Below are 18,685 nucleotides of genomic sequence, written 5' to 3' on the forward strand. Positions count from 1 at the left end.
CCCGTCATGCTGAACTTGTTTCAGTATCTGGTCTCGTCATGCTGAATTTATTTCAGTATCTGGTCTCGTCATGCTGAATTTATTTCAGTATCCATTCCCGTCATGCTGAATTTATTTCAGTATCTGGGCTTTGGGTTTTTAGGTACGAGATCCTGAAACAAGTTCAGGATGACGGCGGTTGGGTTCATTCTGATGGAGTTTGGGTTCATTCTGATGGAGTTTGGGTTCACACTGAACTTGTTTCAGTATCCATTCCCGTCATGCTGAATTTATTTCAGTATCTGGGCTTTGGGTTGTTAGGGACGAGATCCTGAAACAAGTTCAGGATGACGGCGGTTGGGTTCATGCTGATGGAGTTTGAGCTCATGCTGATGGAGTTTGAGTTCATCCTGATGGAGTTTGGATTCACACTGAACTTGTTTCAGTTTCCATTCCCGTCATGCTGAATTTATTTCAGTATCTGGGCTTTTAGTTGTTAATGACGAGATCCTGAAACGAGTTCAGGATGACGGCGTTTGGGTTCATACTGATGGGGTTTGGGTTCAGCTGATGGAGTTTGGGTTCACACTGAACTTGTTTCAGCTTCCATTCCCGTCATGCTGAATTTATTTCAGTATCTGGGCTTTGGGTTGTTAGGGACGAGATCCTGAAACAAGTTCAGGATGACGGCGGTTGGGTTCATGCTGATGGAGGTTGGGTTCATGCTGATGGAGTTTGGGTTCATTCTGATGGAGTTTGAGTTCACGCTGATGGGGTTAGAGTACATACTGCATTTATTTCAGTATCCACTCTCGTCATGCTGAATTCATTTCAGTATCTGGGCTTTGAGTTGTTAAGGACGAGATCCTGAAACGAGTTCAGGATGACGGCGTTTTGAGTCATGCTAATGGTGATTGCGTTCATTCTGATGGAGTTTGAGTTCATTCTGATGGAGTTTGAGTTCATACTGATGGGGTTTGGGTTCACACTAAACTTGTTTCAGTATCCACTATCGTCATGCTGAATTTATTTCAGCTTCCATTCCCGTCATGCTGAATTTATTTCAGTATCCATTCCCGTCATGCTGAATTTATTTCAGTATCCATTCCCGTCATGCTGAATTTATTTCAGTATCTGGGCTTTGGGTTGTTAAGGACGAGATCCTGAAACGAGTTCAGGATGACGGCGGTTAGGTTCATACTGATGGGGTTTGGGTTCACACTAAACTTGTTTCAGCTTCCATTCCCGTCATGCTGAATTTATTTCAGTATCTGGGCTTTGGGTTGTTAGGGACGAGATCCTGAAACGAGTTCAGGATGACGGCACTTGGGTTCATTCTGATGGAGTTTGAGTTCACGCTGATGGGGTTAGAGTACATACTGCATTTATTTCAGTATCCACTCTCGTCATGCTGAATTCATTTCAGTATCTGGGCTTTGAGTTGTTAGGGACGAGATCCTGAAACAAGTTCAGGATGACGGCGTTTGGTTCATACTGACGAAGTTTGAGTTCATCCTAAAAGAGCTTGAATTCATCCTAACGAAGTTCTATTTTACTCTAATTGACAATATCCCTTTAGCTCAATTTAATGATACGACTACACCTTCTGGATTAGCTAGTAGTGAACTCACTTTTTTTAACATTTGAGCATCATTACCGATAAAATGTTTTACTGCCTTTGTCATCGCTAATTCAACTTCGACGCCATCATCGGGTGTCAACGGACGATGTACTTCTATCTTTTTTCCTTCCTGTTCATAAGACATTTTAATGGGCTGTTCGAATATGCGAATAGGCGTGCCTACGGGAATATTATTATATAACCATTCGATGTCATCATCGTACATACGAATACAACCAGAGCTTGCTCGCATACCGATACCAAAGCGCTTATTGGAGCCATGAAGTAGGTACTCACTTGTGCCAATACGTAATGCATATTTACCAAAGGGATTACTTGGTCCTGCGGGTACTTCTCTTACCATCTCTTTGCCATGTTCGGCAAAATAACGTGCGCGCATCTCTGCTGTTGGACGCCAACTCGGGTTTTTACGTTTATCGCCAATAGTACTGGTTAAATGTGGTGTTTCTAGTCCTTCTCTACCAATACCCACAGGGAAAACATACACTAACTTCTCTCCTTTTGGGTAGTAGTACAAGCGTAACTCAGCGAGATTAATGACAAGACCTTCACGCTTACCAAAGGGTAGAAGCATCTGCTTAGGAATAACTATATTATGGTCAAGAGGCAATAAAAAAGGATCAACACCGGGGTTAGCGGCAAGTAAGGCAAAAAAACCTACGTTATAATTTTCAGCTAAAGCTTGAAAGTAATCACCTTTTACTGCTTTATGGATAATATCCTCGCCCACTAACCTTGAATTGGCGGCTGGGAGATTATAAACACTCGCCAAACTTACACAGGTAATAAAGCTACTTAACAATAAACTTAATTTAACAACCCACTTCATTAATTTATGACCCTACGAATTATCTTCAACATTATTTAAAACCTTTTTCTATTCGAACCAATAAACAGCTATGACTCATCTAACCAGTACGGCTTTGTTAATAACGCCATATTTCTAGAGCTGTCTAACGCGATGAGTAACCCTTCAACTTTGCTTCCTTGCCATAAAACGAGTTTTTTAGGTTTTTCATCTAACGTTTGTAGTTGCTGGTGAATAATCCATAATGTTTGTAATTCACTGATCCCTTGCTGAATGTCCAACCAAGGTGCTCGATAGTGTTTACGTTCTTCTTCATCAAACAATAAACCAAACCAAGTTCCTGTCAGTAAACTTCGGTTTAACAGTTTTGCTTGCGATAAGTATTGCTCACTACTCAGCGACTGCGATGGTGTGCTATCAGCAAATAACACCGCCATACTTTTCGTTAAACTTTGCTGCGCAAAAGGTAACAACGAGTCACTAAACTGTGTATCTTCAGTTAATAGCATTTCCAATAAATGAGCCTGCAGGGTATTAAAACGCTGGCCATGCAATAATTCGATGACATTTTCGCTCGTTGGAAGACGACGTTTCTCCATTCTTAGTTGTTCTACTAATTGTTCGCTGTAATTTAACTTGCGTCTATAATTACCCGTTTTATTAGTAAGCTCTTGTAGGTTAACGGCATTATCAACCCACGAGAGTAAGTGCACAAAATAGCTTAGTTCATCACGAATTTTTACGGCTTCTTCGGGTAAATAGTCTGCAAATAGCCAAAAGCCATGGCGGATTAACGCTAAAGTTTCTGTTATTTTTTCTAACTCGACTAGGCTTGGCGACGTTATATAGTATTCAATATGATCATGTAGGTTAACTAAGCAATAATTGATACCGGTAGAAAAGGCATTAGAAATAGAGTGACTGCGGTCAATGGGAAGAATATCGGTAATATTTCTTTTATAATTAACGGGGATGTTTTTCCATAAACCATAGCCACGAGCCGCTTTACTTTGGCTACTTGGCCTAACAAGCAGTACAGAAAATAATAACTTGGCAAGCAACAGTAAATCTGAGGTTATGCCACTGACAAGTTCGAGTTCGAGTTCACAAATTTTAACACTGCGACCATCACTACTAATATCACCTTGATCGAAGGCAACTTCTACCACGGTACCCGACGCTAAAGTAACTAACCAAATAATACGGGTAAAGTCCGTTGAAAAAAGGGGGATTAACGATTCTTGTAACTGCTCTACCTTTTGGGTTGACTGCCAAATTTCATTTGGGAACAAGGAAAGTTCAGGGAAGTTATTAACAATATTAACGTTATACTCTGGTCGCTGATGTAAACCTGCAATTACCACCCCAGCTGTTTTTATGGTTTGCTCTAACTTTCCGTCACAACCTCTAATTCTTAGCCCCATATCATGACGGCGAAAATCTAAATTAGTTGTATCGTAATAGCAGTTCGATAATTGCTTTGTTTCACAGCTAAATGACAGCTGTTTTGTGGTGAATAACTGGGTGATTTTTTCTTGAGTATTATCACTTGTAACAAAATACTTAAGCTCAATTTCGGTAACCATATTCTTCCAATAATTTGTTTTATTATGTCAACATAGTGAGTTTACAACAGCGACATATGAAAACAAATAGCGAATGCCAATTCCGATAAGTTTCTTTCATATAATATAGCGATATAGAAAAAATTTAACTGACTGCTGATGCCCTAACAAACTATTAGTAAAAACTACCATAATGAATTAACTATGTAATACCTTGTTTACAAAATATTGAGAACACTTATGTATTTTACCAATAAAACCTTAATGTTCGTAAACTTAACTTGCTATCAATCCGCCAAACCCCTAGTATTTTGCTATGCATAATTTTATAAAGGTTAATGGTAGTTTCATGAAAATAATAAAAGCTTTATTGGTTGGTTTAGTTCTCAGTTCATCTTCCCCTCTTTTTGCAGAAGACAGCCCAACCAACCTTCCTTCTGGCTATATTTCAGACGATTTATTTATTTATATGCATTCAGGAGCGGGTAATAATTATCGAATTCTAGGCAGTATAAATTCAGGCACTGAAGTGAAAGTAACCGGTAAAAATGAAAATGATTACTCTGAAATCATTGATGATAAAAATAGAAACGTCTGGGTTGAAAGTAAGTATCTATCATTAAAACCCGGCTTACGTTTTGTTATTGCCGAGCTTAATGAAAAATTAGCCAATACCAACAGCAATACTGACAGTATGTCCGAGGAACTTTCCCAAAGTAGAAATACTATTCAAAACCTTAGCAGTGAAAAAGCCCAACTTAACAATGAAATAAGCCAGCTTAATAAAACGCTTATAACGATACGAGCCAAATTAAAAGACCAAGATACCAATATCAAAAAAGAATGGTTTTATAATGGCGCTATAGTGTTAGTCATTGGCTTACTTTTAGGTTTGATTCTGCCAAGATTAACTTCTCGCCGCAAAGGCTCAATGGATAATTGGAAGTAACCCCTATTATGTTAGAAAAACTCGCGTATAATCACCGCGATTTTTAGATTATATGATGGCTTTTTTTGTGCACAAAACTAAATACTTATTTTTTATCACTTTATTTATATTATTTTATATAAAACAGGCTAATGCCGATGGTGTTAGCCCTTACTTACCGTTAAAAACTGATGCTCTTATTGAACTTGAAATCGCACGTCTAGCGACAATTTCTCGAATGCCAATGTTGAGTAAACCCTACCATATTGTCACGGTTGTTGATTATCTAAAAAAAATCAAAGGCTCTCATCCTGAGCTTTTTTATAGAATTTCTGCTTATATAAAACGTTATAAAAAGCAGCGTGCTATTACTCATTTATCAACCACACTTTCAACATCTAACAATAAAAACTTCACCATAGCCAATAATCGCGGTGTTGCCATGGACAGCACGGCCCAAGCAAGTGCTTCTGGATTTTATCAGTTCAATCAATATGCTATCGCAAATTTAGGTGGGACCATCGTTGATGGTAAGAATGTTATTCCCCATAACAGCTACTTTTCATTGGGTTATGAATATGCTCAATTTGATATTGGCTACCGCGAACATTGGCTATCTCCCTCACAAGAAAGTGCATCATTACTGTCTACTAACGCTGCCCCAACCTTTTCTATTACCATGAGTAATGTAAAACCTATTAGCTCTTGGCATATTAAATACGAGTTTTCATTAGGACAGTTAGAGGAAATGGAGGGTATAACATATAAGGGTTATGCATCATCAGGAAAGCCATTATTAATGACTATGCATATGAGCTTTCAACCCTTTAGCTGGTGGACGATAGGTGCTAATAGAACCTTTCAATTTGGTGGTGGCGAAAGAAGCACTGGCCTAAGTGATATTTGGAATGCGATTATTGACCCCGTTAACTCAGATAACTGTGGTTCAGGTGAAACTGGCTGTGCCAATACCGATGAAGAAGTGGGCAATCAAATTGCTTCGTTAACCAATAAATTTGATTTGTCTTACCAGGGTTTCCCTTTTACCTTTTATATGGAATATGCAGGTGAGGATACCAAAAGACACAATAACACTCAGTTAGGTAACATAAGTCAAACCTACGGGTTATTCTTTCCATATATTAACAAGGACTTTTCATTGTATGCTGAGCATTCTAAATTTCACAATTTATGGTATGTTCACCATATTTACGGTGAAGGTTACCGTAATGATAAAGTTGTAATGGGGCATTGGTGGGGTAATAACAAAGAGCTGAAAGATGGCTCAGCCGGGAATACTTCGTTAATTCGACTAAACTGGGATTTTTCACCCGAGTATCATTTACAAACACTATTTCGAACCGCTGCTATAGATTCTTTGGCGCAAGATAAGTACTCTAGAGCCCAAGAGATAGAATTAAGTTTAAAACAAGTATATAAAAATGGATTTATTAATTATTCGTTAACAGCTGGTAGTGATATTTATGGAGAGTCTTTCTACCGTGCGACTTTGGGTTATAACTGGTAATTTATGAATGTTTTTTTTGATATTCAACATCTTTATTATTTACCTCAGTATTTGCCGGTAAAAAATGCACTTGAAAAAAATGGCGTAAATTGTCATTTTCTTTTATACAATCAAAAAGAACTACAGACTGTATTAATAAAGAGTGTTGAACAAGAAAAACTAAGTTATACCCTTGTTGAAGATTCTGATGAGGCGAGAGAACTTTATCTGCAAAAAAAGCCTCATTGGATTATTTTTGGAAATGCCTTCAATGGCTTAAAAAAAATTAACGCTTTTACAAAAACAGCACTGATGCAACATGGTATTGGTCCTAAATCATGCTATTACGATGTATCTAAATCAGATATAACTTACCGTTTTGTCGAAGGTCAGCATAGATTAAAACGTTTACAGAACCTATTTCCCAATAAAGTATTTGTTGATACGGGTTATGCTAAGTTGGACCCTATTATTAAGCAAACTTCAGATTGCATCAACTTATCTGATTTAGGATTAGACCCTAAAAAGAAAACGATTCTTTATGCTCCCACTTTCTATCCCAGCAGTATAGAGTGCTTACCTGATGATTTCCCCTCTTTGGTAGGCCAGTATAATTTAATTTTGAAACCTCACTTTTTTTCGCTGATAAAAAACAAATATAAAAAGCATCAAGCACTATTTAAACACTGGGACACCTATAATAATGTCTATGTTTCCTCCATTGAAGAAACATCTATTATTCCTTTTATGGGCGTTGCCGACTTGTTATTTAGTGATGCATCATCAACACTCTTTGAGTTTACTGCACTAAATAAACCCGCTATCTGGTGTGACTTTTATAAGGTCCGCTGGTCTTATCGTGGGATTTTTAAATGGCGTTTAAACAATCGATTAGATGATGATTTAAAATATTTTGCCAAAGTGGCCTGTCAAACAACAAACATAAAACAATTAATTCATGAAATTAGCAATCAACTTATGCATCCCGATTTAAAGGAAGCTGACCGCATAGCCATGACTGAGCTGCTTACGGGAACGGTTGATGGTAAATGCAGTGAACGAATTGCGAATTTTATAACCTCAGAGATTTAACTATGCGCGTAATTACTTTTGGTACATTTGATGTTTTTCATGTTGGCCATGTCAATATTTTAGAGCGTGCTCGTCTTCATGGCTCTCATTTAATTGTTGGTGTTTCATCGGATGAATTAAATATTTCAAAAAAAGGTCGAGCACCTATATATTGTGATGAAGATAGAAAGCATATTATCCGGTCTTTAAGATGCGTCGATGAAGTTTTTCTTGAAGAATCTTTAGAGCTAAAAGCTGAATATATTAAATACTACAATGCCGATATATTAATTATGGGTGATGACTGGCAAGGTAAATTTGATCATTTAAAAGACCTTTGTCAGGTGATATATTTACCAAGGACACCTTCAGTTTCTACCACAGAAATTATCGAAATAGTTAAAACTAAGCGCAGTTAATGAACAATAATCAACAATACCTTTTCTATATTTCACAAAATTATTCTTTTGAAATTTTGCGACCTTTACAGCGAGAAATACTAAGCCAAGGAAGCCAAGTTGCGTGGTTTGTGGCCGGTAGTGATGTTAATCTGAGTAATTTTGCTGACGATGAAGTGGTACTTAGCAGTGTTGCTGATGTGATTAGTTTTAACCCTGTCGCTAGCTTTGTGCCGGGTAATATCATCCCACGATTTATTCCCGGTATTAAAGTACAAGTTTTCCATGGTTTAGAGTGGAAGAAAAAAGGTCACTTTGTTATTAGAGACTGCTTTGATCTCTATTGTACTCATGGGGCAGCGACCACCAATCGCTTTAATGAATTAGCTAACCAGCATAAGTTTTTCGATGTTAAAGAAACAGGCTGGCCAAAATTAGATAATTTATTTAATACCCCCAAAGAGCAATATTTTAGTAATAACCTGCCAACAATACTCTTTGCGCCCACTTTTTCACCCGCGTTGACTTGCGCACCTTTTTTATATGAAGAAATTGCCGCTTTAGTGGATGATAAAAAATATAATTGGCTGATTAAGTTTCACCCAAAAATGGATAAAAAGTGGTTAGAGCTTTATGCTCAACTCTCTTCAGAAAACCTGAAAATAATAACATCGTCGAGTATAAATAGCTTATTGCAGTCGGCTGATATTATGGTATCGGATACTTCATCGGTTATTGGTGAGTTTGCTTTACTGGGTAAGCCGGTTATCGCGTTCAATAACAGCCAACCCGGTGATTACTTAATTAACATTACCGATGCAAAAGAATTACCCCAAGCATTAACTGTTGCATTATCGCCTTCAGAAACACTTATCTTAGCGATAAATCGTTATGCCCAGGAGCTACATCCTTATAGTGATGGTAAGTCGTCATTTCGGATATTAGAGGCTGTAGAAGATATTCGACTCAATGGCAAGCAGGCAATAAAAACACTACCGCGTAATATCATCAGAAACTTAAAGCAACGCAAAATTCTTAATTATTGGAAGTTTTAAACGCCTTATATTCATTAGCGCCATCATTATACTTTTTAAATATTAATAATTAATTGACATTATTTGAGTAAATACGCTATTAATAGATGACTGTTTGCTCTAGCGAGCTAAACTAACCTAATAAGACAACTTTAATGACAACGACAATGACCATAAAAAATATTATTCGCATTAACCTCCTCCTCACATTATCAATGCGCGGATAGGTTTTTTATTGTTGTAAATTAAAGATAAACATTAAAACCCGCGCATATTACCGCGGGTTTTTTTATACCCGTATTTTATGTAAGTAGCCAATACCCTAAGCACAATAAATATTAAGGAATAAACATGGACAGCAAGGTCATTATTTTCGACACCACCTTACGTGACGGAGAGCAGGCACTAAATGCAAGCCTTTCAGTGCATGAGAAGTTACAAATTGCGCTAGCCATTGAACGCTTAGGGGTAGATGTAATGGAGGTTGGCTTCCCTGTTTCTTCGCCAGGCGATTTTAAGTCAGTGCAACAAATTGCCCGCACCATTAAAAACTCCCGAGTTTGTGCTTTAGCTCGAGCTGTCGAAGGCGATATTCAAGCCTGTGCCGATGCGTTAAAAGTCGCTGACCAATTCCGTATTCATACGTTTATTTCAACGTCAGATGTTCATGTTCAACAAAAATTGAAGAAAGATTTTGCCGATGTTGAAGCAATGGCAATCCATGCAATTAAATTTGCCCGAAAATTTACTGATGATGTCGAGTTTTCTTGTGAAGATGCTGGCCGTACCCCTATCGACAATTTATGTCGCATGGTTGAAAACGCTATAAAAGCGGGTGCCACCACCATTAATATTCCTGATACGGTTGGCTATACCCTACCCAATGAGTTTGGCGGCATTATTACCCAATTATTTAATCGTGTGCCTAATATTGACCAAGCGGTAATTTCGGTGCATTGCCATAACGATTTAGGTTTAGCCGTTGCCAACTCAATGACTGCGGTACAAGCAGGCGCTAGACAAATTGAATGTACCATTAATGGTATTGGTGAGCGCGCCGGTAATTGTTCATTAGAAGAAGTGGCGATGATCATGAAAACCCGGCATGACTTCTTAAATGTACACACCAATATTAACCATCAAGAAATTGCCCGCACTTCAAAGTTAGTCAGCGAATTATGTAATATGCCCGTGCAATTAAACAAAGCGATTGTCGGCGGTAACGCTTTTAGTCATTCGTCAGGTATACACCAAGATGGCATGTTAAAAGCCAGTAATACTTATGAAATTATGACCCCAGAAAGTGTCGGCATCAGTAAAACAAAATTAAACTTAACCTCACGCAGTGGTCGACACGTTATTAAGCACCGCATGGCAAGTTTAGGTTATACCGAAACTGAGTTTGACTTAGAAGAGTTATACAGTGACTTTTTGGCGCTAGCCGATAAAAAAGGTCAAGTCTTTGATGATGATTTAGAAGCGTTGCACTTTAATATTCAACAACAAGGTGAAGAGCAAGAATTTTATCATCTAGAAACATTAAACGTGCAGTGTGGCGGCGGAGAGTTTTCTACGTCAAGTATTAAATTATTAGCCGGTAAAGAGAGCCATATTGTTTCTGAAACGGGTAATGGCCCGGTTGACTCATTATATAGAGCGATTAAAAAAGCGGTTGATATTGACTTTGAGGTCGCTGATTACAAAATATCAAATAAAGGTGAAGGTGAAGACGGTTTAGGTAAAGCTGATTTAGTGGTTACCTGGCAAGACAGAAAATTTCATGGCTACGGCTTAGCGACCGATGTTATCGACGCTTCAGCAAAAGCCTTGATACACGCACTGAATAGTATTCATCGCGCCATCACCATTAATGAAATAAAAAGCGAACTAAAAAACGACGTTCAAGCTTCATTATAATAAATTCAAACATATAAGATTGACTAAAGGTATAAAAGACATGTCGAACATAGCAATATTAGCCGGTGATGGCATCGGACCAGAAGTAATGGTTGAAGCTAAAAAAGTATTAAGTACCATCGCAACAATATTTGATATAAAAATATCGACACAAGATTACGCTATAGGCGGTGCTGCTATTGATAGCCACGGTCACGCCCTTCCCGATGAGACCATGAAAGGTTGTGAACAAGCCGATGCTATTTTATTTGGTTCGGTTGGCGGTCCAAAATGGGCTAACTTACCTCCTACACAGCAACCTGAACGTTGTGCATTATTAGGCTTGCGTAGCCGTTTTGATTTATTTTGTAATATGCGCCCAGCGACCTTACAACCGGCTTTATCATCATTATCGACATTGCGCAGTGATATTTCACAGCAAGGCTTCGACGTACTGGTTATTCGCGAGTTAACCGGCGACATCTACTTTGGTGAGCCAAAAGGACGTCGCGGTGAAGGTGAAGAAGAAACTGGCTTTGACTCGATGTTTTATTCTCGTCGAGAAGTTAAACGTATTGCTCACTTGGCGTTTCAAGCAGCGCAAAAACGTAACAATAAGGTAACGTCTGTTGATAAGGCCAATGTTTTAGCGACCAGTCAGTTATGGCGCCAAGTGGTTGAAGAAGTCGCGAGTGAATATCCCGATGTTGCCTTAGAGCATTTATATGTAGATAACGCCGCCATGCAACTTGTTCGCGATCCCAACCAATTTGACGTTTTATTATGCCCTAATTTATTTGGCGATATTCTTTCGGATATCTGCGCAATGATAACCGGCTCTATGGGGTTATTACCTTCTGCAAGTTTAAATAGCGAAGGTTTTGGTATGTATGAACCTGCCGGTGGCAGTGCGCCTGACATTGCCGGAAAAGGTATCGCTAACCCTATCGCGCAAATTTTATCAGCAGCATTAATGCTACGTTACAGCTTAAATGAAAGTGCAGCGGCACAAGCTATTGAAGATGCCGTAGCAAGCGCATTAGACAATGGCGTGTTAACCGCTGATTTACTGCCCGCAAACCAAAGACATCAGGCTAAAAACACCACTGAAGTTGGTGATTATATTTGCCAACAGATTATTGCGCGACAAAGTAGTGCACAAAATAGTGCTAATCAAAAAATAACAGAGGCATAACCGATGAGTCCTAAAAATTCTGCTACCACACTATATGAAAAATTATGGCAACAGCATGTTGTTGAAGAAAAAGCGGGTGAAACACCTTTGCTTTATGTTGACCGTCATTTGATCCACGAAGTTACCTCACCACAAGCGTTTGCTAACCTAAAGTTTCATAACCGCCCTGTTCGTCATCCAGGGCGTACGATTGCCACGATGGATCACAACATATCAACCCGCTCAATAGAAATTGATGCTGCGGGTGAAGGCGCAGCCAATCAATTAAGAACATTAGAAAAAAACTGTAAAGAGTTTGGTATTGAACTATTTGGTATGGGTCATAAAAATCAAGGTATTGTTCATGTTATTGGGCCAGAACTTGGCTTAACATTACCGGGTACAACAATTGTCTGTGGTGATTCTCATACCGCAACCCATGGCGCATTTGGCGCATTAGCCTTTGGTATTGGTACTTCAGAAGTTGAACACGTTTTTGCCACGCAAACCTTACGCCAAACAAAAGCAAAAACCATGAAAATTGAAGTTAATGGTCAAGTAGGCGCTGGAATTAGCGCAAAAGATATTATTTTAGCGATTATTGGCAAAACAGGTAGTGCGGGTGCGACCGGTTATGTCGTTGAATATTGCGGTAGTGCTATCGAAGCACTGAGCATGGAAGAACGCATGACCGTTTGTAACATGAGCATTGAATTTGGCGCGAAAGCGGGCTTAATCGCTCCTGATAAAACCACCTTCGATTATCTAATAGGTAAAGAATATGCGCCAAAGGGCGACGTATGGCTTGAAGCGTTAAATGATTGGAAAACCTTCAAAACAGATGAAGGCGCTGAGTTTGATACGATATTAACCCTTAAAGCCGAAGAGATTAAAGCGCAAATTACCTGGGGAACCACACCGGGACAGGTTACTTCAGTCGATAGCGTAGTACCATCGCCGGATGACTTTACCGAGCAAGTAGAAAAAGATTCTTGTGCCGCCGCCTTAACCTACATGGGCTTAACGGCGGGTACAAAAATTACAGATATTACCATTAACAAAGTCTTTATTGGTTCGTGTACAAATTCTCGTATCGAAGATTTACGCGCGGCCGCAGGTGTTGTTGCAAGTTATCAAGCACAGGGAAAATCAGTATCAGCAAATGTTGATGCCATCGTTGTTCCCGGTTCATATCGCGTAAAAGCACAGGCAGAAGCGGAAGGTTTAGACAAAATCTTTAGTAATGCCGGCTTTGAATGGCGTTTACCTGGTTGTTCAATGTGTTTAGGCATGAACGATGATGTGCTAACAGAAGGTGACCGCTGTGCTTCAACCAGTAATCGTAACTTTGAAGGCCGACAAGGCCGTGGCAGCCGAACGCACTTAGTGAGCCCAGAGCTAGCTGCTGCTTCTGCAATTACCGGTCATTTTGTTGACTTGAATTCACAAGGAATATAATCATGGAAAAATTTACAACACATACGGGGTTAGTTGTTCCTTTAGATGCAGCAAACGTAGATACCGACCAGATAATCCCAAAACAGTTTTTACAAAAAACAGAGCGAGTAGGCTTTGGACAGCATTTATTTCATGACTGGCGCTATTTAGACGTATCAGGGAAAGTAAACAACCCTGAATTCATTTTGAATAAACCTCAATACCAAGGTGCAAGCATTCTACTAACCCGTGAAAATTTTGGCTGTGGTTCAAGTCGAGAACATGCACCATGGGCATTAGAGGAATACGGTTTCAAAGCCATTATTTCACCGAGTTTTGCCGATATCTTTTATGGTAACTGTATTAATATTGGTTTACTGCCAATAAAACTTAGTGATGAAGAAATTGACACGTTATTTAAAATGAGCAGCCAAGAAAACCTCGAGTTAACCGTCGACTTAATCAATAACACAATCACTTGTGGCGAATTAAGTTTCACCTTTAGCTTAGATAAGTTTCATCAATATTGTTTAGAACAAGGCATCGACAGTGTTGGCTGGACATTAAACAAGCTAGACACGATAAAAGCTTTTGAAGCAAAAATGCCAAGCTGGCAATAAGTTAAGTGTTGCGTCCTAAAGCCTCATCTGCTCTTTACCGATAAATTGTAGATGAAGCTTTATTTTTGCACCCTTTCACCCATCAATTGCACTAATGACTAAAATTAATCTAAAGTATTGTTTAGTAATAAGCTATTATCAATTATAGCTTTGTAACTAGCCGCCTAACAATATGTCCAAAATAACAACGAGCGAAATCACCGAAATTATTTCTATCGATCAGCTCAAACCTGGCATGTATGTAAAATCATTTTCCAGTAACAATCATCTTTCGATCAAATCTGAAGGTTATATTTCGTGTCTTGAAAGTATTACTCAATTACGTAACGCTGATATTGTTCAGCTCGTTATTGTGCCTGATAAAGAGAAGAAAACCGTTAATGTTGAAAAGGTTTTCGCTGACATTAAAACCAGGCAACTTATTGAACTAAAAAATAATTCGCTGGAAAAGTTAGCTATATCATTTGACAGCGAAATGAAAAAAGCCAACGACTTGTATAAAAACGCAAAATTACTGCAAGAAAAAATCCTTTCGCAAATTAGACAAAAAAAATCAATTAATATTGGCGAGGTTGAAGAATCAGCTAACGCTATGGTTGACTCTATTTTTCGAAATCAAGATGCCCTAACCTGTATGTCCCGTTTTCAAACTAAAGACTCTTATCTTATTGAACACTCACTCAATGTTTCAATTTTGATGGCTGTTTTTGCTAAACATTTAGGCTTTGACAAACGTTTGATCCAAGAAATAGCGCTGGGTGCCTTTTTGCATGATATTGGTAAAGTATTATTACCTAGCGATATTTTAAATAAACAAGGTACTTTAACCGCTAAAGAGCAAAGTATTATTCGCAGTCACGTTGCGCTTGGCTTAAAGATATTAGAAGACAGTCCTAGCATTTCTCATGTCGCGATGACCATGATACAAGAGCATCATGAACGTTTAGATGGTTCGGGTTATCCTAATAACCTTAAGCGAGATGACATATCAAAATATGGCAAGATGCTTGCTATCATTGACAGCTACGACGCCATGACCTGTGATCGTCCATATAGAAAGAGTGTTCACCCTATTAATGCTTTTAAGAAACTTATTGCTGAATCCCCCGAATGTTATGACGAAGAATTAGTTGAAAGCTTCATTCAGTGTATGGGCGTTTATCCCGTCGGTACCTTAGTCAAACTTAACAGTGGTAAATTAGGGCTAATTAGCCGCTTAAATAAACAAAAACCCTTACACCCCTACGTACGCGTTTTTTATAATATACGCCTCAATCAAGCGATACCGATTAAAGAAGTTAACTTGAGTGAATCAAAATACAAAGATCAAATTGACTGCTGTATTCGACCTGAAGAATTTAACCTTAATTTATTAGGTTTTTTCAAAACCGCCTTTATCGACTAATGTTTAGCGCTTGCAGATAAACATTAGTCAGACGACGTAAACGATGATATTACCAAGAAGAAAGCGCCGGTAAACTAAACTGTTGGCCTTTAAACGTTAAAATAACTTTCTGACCATAAATATGATTTAACACTAATTCCTCAGAAATAGTGTCGCCTTCATAGCGATCTCTGCCATTAACTTTTACCCAACTTTCACCTTCACTGGTATAAATATGTTGTTGAAAATTTAATGAAGGTAACTCACTTTGCACCCAAGCAGGCATATCTGATAATGTCGGAGCATTAACCTCAGGTTCGACAGCTTGGTTTGCGCTATTTTTGAATTGAGGGTCTTGCTCGGTATCATCTATTGCGCTTTGAAAAAGCGCCAGTAAATCATCAGAAACACCGTCAACCGCCTTTACAGAAAGCTTTTCTTTAACCTTGTTTATCGCTTTATCTTCCGCTAATTTACTGTCTGCTAAGGTAGACAGTTGCTCTGAAGAGTTCTTGTCCTGCATAAGCACGTTTGCTGTGTTATCGGCTGTTACGATACGCTGCTCAACAGCACGTTTTTTGTCACCATCGCTTTCTATTTCAAACACTTTAGAAGCATTGTCTGTTGTTACTGCAACTAAATTTTCATCTGGTGTTTTTTTATTGTTAGTCGCTAAACTTTCATTATCCGCAGCAATAAACGCTGGAGCGCTAGTGTCACTTATAGGGTTATTAACCGCAGGCTCAGTAATATTGAGCGCCGACGTTTCGTTAATATCTTCACCAAAGAATTGACCTAGGAAATACGAGCTACTGACAATAACCGCTAACACTGTAGATGCGGCTAGCGCCTTAATCACTTTGTGTTGCCACCAATAGGTCGCTTGATATTCATCGCCTAATGCTTCTTGTGCAGATAATAAAACAATTTTTTTAGTCACCAAAGCATTATTACTGCAATAGGCGTTGGTCAGTGAACGCTGACATAACAAATTAATTATCCGCGGTATACCTTGTGAAATGCGATGAATTTCCGCCACTGCGGCACGCTCAAATAACATACGTTCACATTGTGCTACTGACAAGCGGTGTTGGATATAATGCCCTACTTCCCCCTTAGTTAACGGTAGCAAATGATAGCGAGCAGTAATGCGTTGTGCCAATTGTCGCAAGTCTCGACGTTGCAACAATTGTTTTAATTCAGGCTGACCAATTAAAATGACCTGTAGTAATTTTTTAGTATCTGTTTCTAAGTTTGTTAATAAACGTAACTGCTCTAAAACTTCTGGCGCTAAATGCTGCGCTTCATCAATGATTAATAACGTATTAAGATTAGCTTGATGATTTTTATTGAGTTTTTCATATATTTTATCGGTGAGTGTTTTTAACGTTGCCCCCGTCTTTCGGTAACGAATTTTTAGCTCGTCACAAATAGTAGCCAGTAGCTCTTGGCTTGATAATGTTGGATTAAGAATAAAAGCCGCTTGCGTATTTTCGGGTAACTGCTCCATTAAGCGCCGACTGATCGTGGTTTTTCCGGTGCCAACTTCACCCGTTAACAGTGCAAAGCCTCCTGTTTCACCCAAGCCATAACTTAAATGAGCCAAGGCCTCTTTATGGCGTTCACTCATAAATAAAAAGCGAGGATTAGGTGCGATTGAAAAAGGGCTTTCTTTTAAACCAAAATAACCTTTATACATAATAGATTTAAGTAATTTTTAAAGTCAATAAACTGTCATAGAAACTACCCTGTAGTCCATCATAAGTCAAAACTAGCTGGTAAATAATTTATATAAATATGCTAAGCTTTCTGAAAATATGTCAGCTTTAATAAATAAAGAGTAATAATGATCAACAATGACCTTTCAGTACTTAACCGCTATTTAGTCGGCGGTGCCGTTCGCGACAAACTTTTAGGACACAAGGTCTATGATCATGATTATGTTGTTGTTGGCGCAACGATTGAACAGATGCTGACATTAGGCTTTACCCAAGTCGGTAAAGACTTTCCGGTATTTCTGCATCCCAAGACTAAAGAAGAGTATGCCTTAGCAAGAACTGAACGTAAGCAAGGCCAAGGCTATACCGGTTTTGTTTGCGATGCCAGTAGCGCTGTTACCCTTGAAGAAGATCTCCTTCGCCGCGATCTCACTATTAATGCAATGGCGATGCCCTTTAACGATAGCGCTGAAAGCACCACTATTATTGATCCTTATAATGGCCAAGTTGATTTAAAAAACCGCATATTGCGACATGTTTCATTAGCATTTGTTGAAGACCCACTTCGTGTTTTACGGGTAGCTCGATTTACTGCCCGTTATCATGATTATGGTTTTACCATTGCAGGCGAAACAGTAGACTTGATGACTAAAATCAGTGAAAGCGGAGAATTAGCTACACTGTCAGGTGAACGTATTTGGCAAGAAATGCAGCGCAGTTTGACTGAAAATAACCCCGAAGTATTTTTTCAAGTGTTACGTGAATGTGGTGCATTAGCGAAAATATGGCCTGAACTTAACTCGCTATGGGGGATCCCTAATCCAGAAAAATGGCACCCAGAAATTTGCTCGGGTATTCATACTATGATGGTACTGCAACAAGCGGTTAAGCTTTCCCCTAAAACATCTGTACGGTTCGCGGCACTTTGTCATGACTTGGGTAAATCTTTGACCTTAGAAGAAAATTGGCCCAGCCACAGAGGTCATGAGAACTCAGGTTTAGCATTAGTTGACAAAATATGTGAGCAATTAAAAGTGCCTAAAGATCACAAAATATTAGCGCGTAAAGTCTGTGAATTTCATTTACATTGCCATAAAGCATTTGAATTAAAAGCCAACACGCTAGTTAAGTTATTTAATAGTTTAGATGTATGGCGCAAGCCTGAAGAGTTTACTGATTTCTTGACTGCCTGTACGGCTGATTTTCGCGGTCGATTGTACAATGAGAACAAACCCTATCCGCAAGTAGATTACTTACGTAGTGCTTTTGAAGCGGCCTTAACGGTAACCGCTAAAGAGTTTATCGAACAAGGAATAAAAGGTGCAGATATTAAAGAAGCCATAAATAAAAAACGCATTGAACTTGTTCAGAGCTTTAAAGTAGGTCATGTGCAAGTTAACAATCTTTAACCTTTGGCTGAAAAATCAAAAACAACATTCAAGTACCAAGTAAATTTACCCAGCCCCACGCTAATTTAGCTTCACTGTGAGCAGGTTATTATTCTCGACATAGTTAACTAACCTA

14 protein-coding genes are annotated in these 18,685 nt (G+C 38.7%); 11 read left to right on the forward strand and 3 right to left on the reverse strand.

The features are described from left to right. Positions 1-1,559: 1,559 nt before the first annotated feature. Together H4J70_RS04250 and H4J70_RS04255 are read right to left on the reverse strand one after the other, a co-directional pair. A complete protein-coding gene (locus tag H4J70_RS04250) occupies positions 1,560-2,450 on the reverse strand; it encodes a L,D-transpeptidase family protein (RefSeq protein WP_182250673.1) in 891 nt (296 codons plus the stop codon). Positions 2,451-2,518: 68 nt separating this feature from the next. Next, on the reverse strand, positions 2,519-4,015 hold the full coding sequence (locus H4J70_RS04255; protein ID WP_182250674.1) for a CYTH domain-containing protein: 1,497 nt from the start codon (positions 4,013-4,015) through the stop codon (positions 2,519-2,521). 328 nt (positions 4,016-4,343) lie between these two features. Between H4J70_RS04255 and H4J70_RS04260 the strand changes: the two genes are divergently transcribed. The 10 genes from H4J70_RS04260 (at position 4,344) to H4J70_RS04305 (ending at position 15,464) form a co-directional block, all read left to right on the forward strand. Next, positions 4,344-4,943 (forward strand): TIGR04211 family SH3 domain-containing protein, encoded by a 600-nt coding sequence (locus H4J70_RS04260; RefSeq protein ID WP_182250675.1) that lies wholly within the window; start codon positions 4,344-4,346, stop codon positions 4,941-4,943. A 67-nt stretch (positions 4,944-5,010) separates the two neighbouring features. Further along, the gene (locus H4J70_RS04265; protein WP_182250676.1) at positions 5,011-6,450 is read left to right on the forward strand and encodes a capsule assembly Wzi family protein; all 1,440 of its coding nucleotides are present in this window, start codon (positions 5,011-5,013) and stop codon (positions 6,448-6,450) included. Between the two features lie 3 nt (positions 6,451-6,453). Then, positions 6,454-7,521, forward strand: a complete 1,068-nt coding sequence (locus H4J70_RS04270) for a CDP-glycerol glycerophosphotransferase family protein (protein WP_182250677.1) — start codon at positions 6,454-6,456, stop codon at positions 7,519-7,521. Between the two features lie 2 nt (positions 7,522-7,523). Further along, positions 7,524-7,919, forward strand: a complete 396-nt coding sequence (locus H4J70_RS04275; RefSeq protein WP_070374594.1) for an adenylyltransferase/cytidyltransferase family protein — start codon at positions 7,524-7,526, stop codon at positions 7,917-7,919. Further along, positions 7,919-8,953 (forward strand): CDP-glycerol glycerophosphotransferase family protein, encoded by a 1,035-nt coding sequence (locus H4J70_RS04280; protein ID WP_182250678.1) that lies wholly within the window; start codon positions 7,919-7,921, stop codon positions 8,951-8,953. Before H4J70_RS04275 ends, H4J70_RS04280 begins: the two co-directional genes overlap by 1 nt. A 330-nt stretch (positions 8,954-9,283) precedes the next feature. Next, positions 9,284-10,849, forward strand: a complete 1,566-nt coding sequence (gene leuA, locus H4J70_RS04285; RefSeq protein WP_182250679.1) for a 2-isopropylmalate synthase — start codon at positions 9,284-9,286, stop codon at positions 10,847-10,849. 40 nt (positions 10,850-10,889) lie between these two features. Continuing rightward, positions 10,890-12,023 carry a 3-isopropylmalate dehydrogenase gene (gene leuB / locus H4J70_RS04290; protein WP_182221051.1) on the forward strand — a complete coding sequence of 378 codons (1,134 nt, stop codon included), beginning with the start codon at positions 10,890-10,892 and terminating at the stop codon, positions 12,021-12,023. Between the two features lie 3 nt (positions 12,024-12,026). Further along, positions 12,027-13,460, forward strand: coding sequence for a 3-isopropylmalate dehydratase large subunit (gene leuC / locus H4J70_RS04295; protein WP_182250680.1), 1,434 nt, complete (start codon positions 12,027-12,029; stop codon positions 13,458-13,460). A 2-nt stretch (positions 13,461-13,462) separates the two neighbouring features. Continuing rightward, entirely contained in the window at positions 13,463-14,059 is a 597-nt protein-coding gene (gene leuD, locus H4J70_RS04300) for a 3-isopropylmalate dehydratase small subunit (protein WP_182213549.1), read from the forward strand. A 172-nt stretch (positions 14,060-14,231) separates the two neighbouring features. After that, the gene (locus H4J70_RS04305) at positions 14,232-15,464 is read left to right on the forward strand and encodes an HD-GYP domain-containing protein (RefSeq protein ID WP_182250681.1); all 1,233 of its coding nucleotides are present in this window, start codon (positions 14,232-14,234) and stop codon (positions 15,462-15,464) included. Positions 15,465-15,513: 49 nt separating this feature from the next. Here H4J70_RS04305 and H4J70_RS04310 read toward each other — a convergent pair whose 3' ends face one another. Further along, positions 15,514-17,142 (reverse strand): AAA family ATPase, encoded by a 1,629-nt coding sequence (locus H4J70_RS04310; RefSeq protein ID WP_182250682.1) that lies wholly within the window; start codon positions 17,140-17,142, stop codon positions 15,514-15,516. A 147-nt stretch (positions 17,143-17,289) separates the two neighbouring features. Between H4J70_RS04310 and H4J70_RS04315 the strand changes: the two genes are divergently transcribed. Then, on the forward strand, positions 17,290-18,570 hold the full coding sequence (locus tag H4J70_RS04315; protein ID WP_182250683.1) for a multifunctional CCA addition/repair protein: 1,281 nt from the start codon (positions 17,290-17,292) through the stop codon (positions 18,568-18,570). The last annotated feature ends 115 nt before the right edge of the window (positions 18,571-18,685 follow it).

It is taken from the genome of Colwellia sp. BRX8-9, from assembly GCF_014077245.1.
Classification (GTDB): Bacteria; Pseudomonadota; Gammaproteobacteria; order Enterobacterales; family Alteromonadaceae; genus Colwellia_A.